The organism is Sphingobacterium alimentarium (genome assembly GCF_004342685.1).
In the GTDB taxonomy this organism is placed as follows: Bacteria; Bacteroidota; Bacteroidia; order Sphingobacteriales; family Sphingobacteriaceae; genus Sphingobacterium; species Sphingobacterium alimentarium.
On the sequence record NZ_SMBZ01000078.1, the window covers coordinates 1 to 6,908 of the forward strand.

Annotated in this window: 4 protein-coding genes; all 4 read right to left on the reverse strand. The window is 38.7% G+C overall.

The features are described 5' to 3' along the window. Positions 1–141: 141 nt before the first annotated feature. The 4 genes from EDC17_RS16310 to EDC17_RS16325 are packed head-to-tail and all read right to left on the reverse strand — an operon-like array spanning position 142 to position 6,589. Positions 142–1,116, reverse strand: coding sequence for a phosphodiester glycosidase family protein (locus EDC17_RS16310; RefSeq protein WP_132779256.1), 975 nt, complete (start codon positions 1,114–1,116; stop codon positions 142–144). Between the two features lie 2 nt (positions 1,117–1,118). Then, a complete protein-coding gene (locus EDC17_RS16315) occupies positions 1,119–1,907 on the reverse strand; it encodes a DUF4397 domain-containing protein (protein ID WP_132779258.1) in 789 nt (262 codons plus the stop codon). Positions 1,908–1,922: 15 nt separating this feature from the next. After that, the gene (locus EDC17_RS16320; RefSeq protein ID WP_132779260.1) at positions 1,923–3,497 is read right to left on the reverse strand and encodes a SusD/RagB family nutrient-binding outer membrane lipoprotein; all 1,575 of its coding nucleotides are present in this window, start codon (positions 3,495–3,497) and stop codon (positions 1,923–1,925) included. 8 nt (positions 3,498–3,505) lie between these two features. Beyond that, a complete protein-coding gene (locus EDC17_RS16325; protein WP_132779262.1) occupies positions 3,506–6,589 on the reverse strand; it encodes a SusC/RagA family TonB-linked outer membrane protein in 3,084 nt (1,027 codons plus the stop codon). Between the last annotated feature and the right edge of the window lie 319 nt (positions 6,590–6,908).

The following is a 6,908-nucleotide window of genomic DNA, read 5'->3' on the forward strand; positions in this document are numbered from 1 at the left end:
TTAAATATATGAAAATCAAATGATTGTGTCAATAAAAATAAGAGGAGATATAACATAAAAAAAGACTGTACCACTTATTTATGATACAGCCCCTTCTTTTTTGACTAAGTGCTTAAACAATTATTTTTTATTGGGCTAACATTAATCTACCACAAAACCAATTGCATTGGCTACCACAGGCAGCCCTGCTGCTGGTTTGTTTTTGAGGATGAAATCGTCTTGATCACGTACTGCCAGTGCATTCGTCGCAGATCCAGAAGTAAAGAATGCCATATTACATCCCAATGCTTTGAATATCGTTCTAAAATTATTGAGTGATATCCCGGCAGAGAAGGCATTCACCCCATCTACTGATATTGCATAAAGTTTTTGCTTGTCCGCTGTCATACCAATAGCGGTACGAGCTACCGTCGTCGTGGTGGTATAGATAACATCTACACCATTAAATAACATCCAGTTTTGGCCAGCGATTAAAGATGAATAGTCTGCCGGAACAATTGCTGGAACAGGGTAGGTCGTAGAATTTGGGCTATTCAAAAATAAAATTTCAGAACTACCCTTTTTCACACCTAGATAAGGTAAAGTAAGTGATGTATTTGTCTTGATTACTCTTCCCTTCTTTACATAAGAACCAGTCGGTGTACCTGCAGAGTGGTTGTCACCTACAATACCGACCATGATCTTGCTAGTGAGGGTTTCCTGATTCATCTTCATCATTTCAGGCAGTTGCTGAGTTGTATATAAATAATCATCATACGGACTCAGCGTCACCATAGATACTTTTTTCTTACTTTGGTCCATTTCTACGATATGCATACTCACCTTTTGATCCAAATCATTGAGGAATCGGATGTGTGAATATTCAATTCCTGTCGTGACGGTTTTGGCACTATCCATTAAGAACGTTTTGAGAAATGGTGCGCTATTCTTTATTCTTTGTGTGATCGGCAGGACATCATTATCCGTAGGAATAATATCCTCTTCTATTACCGGTGGCTCTAGATTGCTAAAATCCGGGTAATCATCTCGTTGTTTGCATGAACTTAAAATTAAGCCCATCATTAACGGTACGAAAAGCGCTTTATATGCAAACTTTATATTTATACTATTTTTCATAATTATCGGACTAAATAAAACGAAATATATGGACGCATGATCGTTGTAGTGAAGCCAGCGTATCCCAACGCATATGCCGTATAAGAACGCGCATTCAATGTAGATGAGGCATTCGTATACAAAGCCAACACTGTATTATCAGCTACAGGATCACCCGATTTTCTGATTTTCCATGTACGAGATGCTGCTCTGCGGATAGTAAAATACTCACTGGTTTCACCATATTTAATATTTCTGACGATAAGAGAGTCTTGACCAGAGGAATTGGCAGCAGCGCCATAATACAAGTCTATTGCTTCTACGTTAGGCATTAGATTGACGAATCTATATTTTGCGAAAGAAGAATCGGGACGCACTAATGATTCTTCAGCGAGAAACATTTTGGTATTAGCGGCTGTATCAGTCACGTGCACGGTATATTGCTTCCCTGGCTCAAGAGTCACATTCTGCTGCGCTAGAACTATTGAATCTTTACCATTATCTACTTTGTGAGGAAGACACACTTTGATATTTACTGTTCCGGCTGCTATTTTCAAAAAGTCAGGTCTAGAGTCTCCCCTTGTATTATAACCTCCTCCTGGATAAGGCTCACGCGCCCGTATCAAAGGAGTTACGCGATTGTCATTGAATCTAACATACATGTATCTATCATCGGGATATACTGAAGCCATATTTATCTTTACGATGGCATCATTTGCGGTCAAGAAATCAAGATCCCCAAAGTCCTGTATGCGTTCTTTGCATCCTGCAAAGACCAACAGTGAAAAAATGGATAATACTATTTTTTTCATACGATAAAATCAAAATTAATTAGGCAATACAAACCATGTAGGTTTGGTAACATATTCTGGTTCCAGCCCTCCCCATTTTGCGAGCTCATCACTATTCCACACGTATTCGGAATTATAGCGAGGCCTCACACGATAACAATAGGCATTATATTGCAGTTGAGAACCGGATAATTGGATATATTGTCTAAAGATATCCGGGCTATAATGGTATTTTCTTAAGTCACACCATTGCTCTAATCCGCCCCAGCCCCACTGCACGATGTACTTTTGTCCCATTATGTCAGCTAAAGTCAAGTCATCAGCTGTTTGAGCTACATCATCTGAGTTTAAATATTCTGTAATTTCTTCAGTAGTGATAGCCTTATCTTGGCCAGTAGCGATGTTGGCATAACTGTTTACAAAATTCATGTGACCAATTATAGCCTGTCTATACGACACTAAGGCACCTGCCTTATCTCCTTTGATAAATTGAGCTTCTGCCTTTATCAATTGCAGCTGTGCATACGTCATTATAGGAAATTCTGCATTATTTCTAAAAATATATTTACCTTCTGGAACATTATTTACTGTACGCCCAAGTACACTTGGAATAGTAGAATTTGTGACGTTAGGCTCTCCACCTTTAAAAGTACTATCCGTTAAGGATGTACGATTCAGCATAATCGCTAATCGACGATCTATAGAGGCAATTGTATCATCCTTTCCTTCGCCACGTAACCCGCCTGTAAGATATCTGACAATTGGTTTACCGGCACGGTTGTAGTATGAAGATGTAATTACACCATAATTGGAGCTAAAAACATTCGAGTTTCCATTGTCATCCCCTTTAAATTTAATTCGGGCATCATCTGCATTGGATTCAAAGGATAGATCCACATAACGTATTACCGAATCCGCATAGCGAGATTGATACTCGGATTTATTAACTAGGTGATTGAATTGTGTCGCTTTAAGACCATAAACAAATTTTTTCCAGCGAGCAATATTTCCTCTATAAAGGTTATCACCTTTTTCTGAATTCAGACTGCTTATATAATCAATAGGGCTTTGTTGATCGAAATAATATAAAGCTGAATCACACCACTCTCTAACCTTTGCATATACTTCATCCTGATCATTGTAAGAAAAGCGTAACTGTTGTGCACGAAGCGCTTCATCCATAATAATAGGACCGTGGTAATCAGTAAGCATTTGGTATCCCCAGGCTTTTACGGCATAGCCAATACCTGCGTATTCATATTTTTGATTTGCGACTGCATCGTCGATGAGTAATTGCAAATTATGTCCATGGTTGTAATACACCATACGCCACATAACTCCTCCCACATCACTCTGTGCTCTATATCCATGTCGCTCCCATATTTTTGAAGCATCATCCCCACTTCCACCAAGAATAGTCTGGTTAAATTTATTCATGATAATTAAATCTTGAGAGTAACCATTTGCCATTTGGAATATGATAGGTGATAATAATAATTCAGCCTTTACCAGCTGTGGAAAGGAGGGGTTTTCATTAATATCTAAATACTTTTTACAGCCTGTCATCGCCAGTAGCGCACATAACCCGACTATTAAATATGTCTTTTTCATAATAAACACTATAATTTTAAACTAATACCAAAGTTGAAGCCTTTTGGTTTACCCATATTTCCATAATCGATCCCGTAACCACCTATACCTCCTAAAGCAGGAGTGTTGGAGTTAGATTCAGGATCCAGTCCTGTGTAATTTGTAAACATCACTAAATCAGTAGCAGTGAAAAATACATCTAGTCCCATATTTTTTGCGATTCTAGAAGTGAAGGACTTAGGCAGCCTATATCTTAATGTAATATCACGCAGACGCATAGCCCAAATGTCAGTCTCCACGAACTGTTTTGGTTCTATATTAGTGAAATAATAGGTCGAAGCTGAATAGGGTGTCACTGAAATTGTATTTTGTGTTGGATTATCTGTATTTTCAAGTCCATCATTTAGCACTCCATTTATTACGCGTGGCTCTTCTCTATTCAAAGTTTTTACCGATGTACCATAGGTATACATACGATAATCCAAACCATTAAGCACATCTCCCCCTACGCGAAGGTCCCACAAGAAGGTAAGATAAAAATCTTTGTATGAAAATTTATTTACCGTACCAAATGTAAATTTAGGAAGACGATCGCCTATAACGGAATAGACCCCATCGCCCGCGATTGGTAAGCCTGTAGAAGGATTTATGAGAATATCTCCGCGGTCGTTTCGTTTAAATGAAGTACCACTTAACGCACCTATGCTATATCCTGGATGTACCGCTGTACGAACTCCAGATAAAATCCATGTATCGGATTCATATAATTCAGGCAATTCTTCCGCTAATGATTTTACAATTCCTTTATATTGGGTGTAATTGAATACGATGTCCCATTTGAAATCTGTAGTCTTAATAGGGTTAACGGTTGTTTGTATCTCCATACCACTACTTTCTATCTCTCCTCCATTCATCATACGTAAGATAAATCCCGATCCATAACTCAAACGGGGTAAAATAATCTGGTCAGATATTAAGCGATGAAAATAAGTGTAATCAAATCTAAGGCGGTCCTTAAAAAAGGCTAATTCGATACCTGCCTCATAATCCGTACTTTTCTCTGCCTTCAATTCTGGATTCCCTCCATTTACACCATATGCAAAACCTCCACCTGTGGAATTCTGAGGTTCAAGATTAGATCGCGTGAAATAAGTTCTAAAAGGTGCTTTACCCGTAATACCCCACGATGCTCGGATTTTACCTTCCGAAAGCCAGTCAAACTTAAAGGCATCAATCTCCGTAAAGTTAAACGCTAATGTAGTAGATGGGTATGCAAAATAAGGATTATTAGGCATTAATCTACTGGCGGCATCCAAGCGACCCGTTAAGGTAAGATACAGTAGTTGTTGGTAACCTATAGTGGTTTGTGCTAAGAAACCTACGGTGCGATAGTTATTATATACGGATTTAAAATTACGTGTATCTCTGAAGGTATTATTTATACTATAGAAATCTGGATCATAAAAGTCTTCGCCATATTGCGAATTTGTCAGGTAATTATAATCCTTGAATTCCCCTCCTATTGTACCTCTGATATTGAAAACATCATTAGGACCAAATTTGCCTCGTGCAGTTGCCATTAACGAACCCGACAAAATTCGTGAAGTTCTATCATAGGATTCTATAGATCCATTACGGGGTGTTCCTGCGGAACCGGCTCCAGCATAAGATTGTGGGTGATATACAGATTCACCATGTGTTAAGGAATAATCTATACCCGCTACCCCTACGATATTCAACCAGCTAGTAGGCTTATAATTCACATTCCCTGTGGCTAATACTCTGTTTACATCATCAAACGAAATATTGCGATAGGCATCCCAAAATGGGTTGTCGTATTCATTGTATATGTTCGAATAGTTTAATACTCTATTACCTTTAGGGTCAATCCAATCTTTTATATCCCACAAAGGATTAAAACGAAGCAGTGTGGTTAGATAACCATTTAATCCCCGCCTTGCCTTATCATTATTAGAATATATATAGTTCAGCGAGGTATTGACATCTATTTTATCACCAAACCTTGCTGTACCCGCTAAGCGTGTTGAAAACCTTGTATAGCGTGTATTAGGAACTATCCCCGTATTGTCATTATACTCATTGGACCATCTGTATGAAATTTTTTCATAGCCTCCAGCCATTGAAAGATTATGTTTGTGATTTAATCCTGTACGGAAAAAATTATCAATGTTGTCATAATAGATTTTATCAGTAGGCTTGAATTTTGGTCCTAAGGAATATACCGATACTCCATCGTAGTTACCATTTGTACCCTGACCATATGTAAATTGGCGTTCGGGCATTTTTCCTGGCTTTTCAATCCTTCCTGAGTAATTATAGTTTACTGTAAAAGTGCCCGCTTTAGCACGTTTAGTGGTAATCAAGATAGCTCCACCTGCACCTTGGCTACCGAACATCGCCGTAGCTTCTGGACCTTTCATGATCACATAGGTTTCAATGTCCTCGGGATTTAAATCTATACCTCTATTGGAATAGTCATTGTCACGATTTGCGCGATTGCTCGCCAAATCATTCTCATTCAATACCGAGTTGTCGATAGGCACTCCATCTACAACTAATAAAGCGGAGTTATCTCCCGAAATGGAATTAAAACCACGAAGTACTATTTGCGCTGAGGCGCCAGGCATACCCGAGGTAGAGTTGATAGAGAGACCGGGAACCCTTCCTTGCAATCCTTGGAAGAAAGCTTCACGTTGTGTTTCAGCAACGTCTTCTCCTGACACCTTGGGTGTTGAATAGCCTAATGATTTCCTATCCCGATCAATACCAAAAGCCGTGACTACGACCTCATCAATAGAGGATGCATCTTCCTCCATTACTACATTAATCACACTACTCCCCCCCACTTTCCGCTCTATGGGAATCATTCCCACAGATTTGAATGTCAAAGTAGCATCTGGAGCTACATTGATAGAATAATTTCCGTCCGCGGAAGTGACGGAAATGGTTGATTTGCCTTTTTCTTGTATGGTAATACCGCCTAATCCCACACCTTGGGGATTAGTTACTTTACCTGATACACTTCGCTGAGCAAAAGCATTGGAACTAATGAAAATTAGCCCAAACACGAAAAGAAGTAACCGTCCTTTCATAATTTCAGATTTAATTAAATATTGAGTTAGTAAATGCTAGAATACCGTCTATTCGAATTGGTTAGTGAACTACAGTATTCTTTACAACAATATTAAGAAATTATGCGAATAAAACAACACGTTTATTCATATTTATTTGTAAGCACGAACAAAAACGCACTCGAATCATGTTTTACGCTAATCTCACAACAACAAAACATAATTAAAACAGCAAATACCCTCAAATAATCGAGTAGGAAGATAGGGATTATTTCCCTATCTGTCCTCTCACACCACCCGGCATACGGATCCGTACCAAGGCGGTTTGTTAGAATAACGT